The sequence below is a fragment of the Aeromonas sp. ZOR0002 genome, from assembly GCF_963866995.1.
GTDB classification, from domain to species: domain Bacteria; phylum Pseudomonadota; class Gammaproteobacteria; order Enterobacterales; family Aeromonadaceae; genus Aeromonas; species Aeromonas caviae.
Genome location: NZ_CAWMFQ010000145.1, coordinates 3,316 through 4,704, shown reverse-complemented (window position 1 = coordinate 4,704; position 1,389 = coordinate 3,316). Strand labels below are relative to the sequence as shown.

1 protein-coding gene and 1 pseudogene are annotated in these 1,389 nt (G+C 65.1%); both read left to right on the top strand.

Features of this window, described 5'->3' with window-relative positions; all coding sequences use genetic code 11:
- Window positions 1-121: pseudogene (locus AACR77_RS23120) on the top strand (MCP four helix bundle domain-containing protein); the annotation flags it as partial.
- A gap of 122 nt (window positions 122-243) precedes the next feature.
- Window positions 244-1,389 (top strand): methyl-accepting chemotaxis protein (locus AACR77_RS08680; protein ID WP_231563189.1); only part of this gene is annotated, 1,146 nt, incomplete at its 3' end.

The following is a 1,389-nucleotide window of genomic DNA, read 5'->3' as shown; positions in this document are numbered from 1 at the left end:
GGACATCAACCAGCTCACCATGGAGACCGCCGACATCGCCCACCAGTTGACCGAGTCCAGCCGCAGCCTGCAGCAGCTCTCCGGCGAGCTCGACAAGCTGGTCGGCAACTTCCGGTTATAAGATGAAAGGGCGCTGCGGCGCCCTTTTTTCACCGGGTCGACAGGGAATACCGACCCCCATGACGGCGAACCGTCATGACAAGCCGCTACAGTAGCGACACAGCAACACACCAAGGAGTCAACATGCTGGCAGGCAACCTCACCATCAAAACCCAACTGATCCTGGCCGTCACCGTGCCCTGTCTCGCCCTGCTGCTGGTTGGCGCCGCCAGTCTGCGCAGCATGGACAACATCAGGCAGCAGGCCGAAGAGCTGTTCCAGAATACTGCCACCCCCATGCGGGCCATGGCGGAAGTGGCCTCCCGCATCCCGCGCATGCGCGTCGGCATCGACATGATGCTGCTGCAGGACACCTCCCTGCGCGACGAAAAGGGGGTGCTGACCCGGGTCAAGGAGACCCGCGAGGAAGACATTCCCGAGATGCGCCAGGCCATGGAGCAGGCCGTCAAGGCTCAGGTCGATCCGGACGCCCGGGCCAAGGCCCAGACCCTGCTCGATCAATTCACCCGGGTGGAGCGGGAGGAGCTGACCCCCATGTTGCAGGCGCTCTCTGACAACAAGATGGACGAGGCACGCGCCATCTACCGGGATCGCTACAGCCAGAGCTACGGGGTCATGCGCAAAGGCGCCAATGAGCTGCTCGACGGGTTGATAGGTCAGGCCCAGCATCGCAACGACCTGAGCGAAAACAGCTATGACAGCGGTCGTACCCAGATGATCGCCATCATCGTCATCGCCATCGCCATCTCGCTGCTCGTCTCGACCCTCATCCTCATCGGGCTGCGCCGCCGGGTCTCCTTCCTGCAATCCCATATTGGCGAGGTGGCCCGCCACCTCGCCCTCGACAGCCGCGCCAGTCTCACCGGCAAGGACGAGCTGGCCGAGATTGCCCACAGCTTCAACCAGTTCGTGACCCGGATCCACGGGGCCATCGTGCAGGTGGCGAGCAACTCCCGCCAGGTGGCCGCCACCGCCAGCGAGGTGGCCGCCAAGGCCCAGCTCACCCAGCACAACTGCACCGCCCAGCGGGATCGCACCGTCCAGGTCGCCACCGCCATCCACGAGATGGGGGCCACCGTCACCGAGATCGCCGGCAATGCGTCTCTCGCCGCCGACGTCGCCAAGCAGGCCAACGAGCAGGCCGATGCGGGGGCCCAGGTCGTCGCCCAGGCCCGTCACGGCATCGTCGGCCTCTCCGGTGAAATCGAACAGGTCGCCGGGGTCATCGAGTCCCTGGCGAGCCAGACCGACTCCATCGGCAGCATCCTC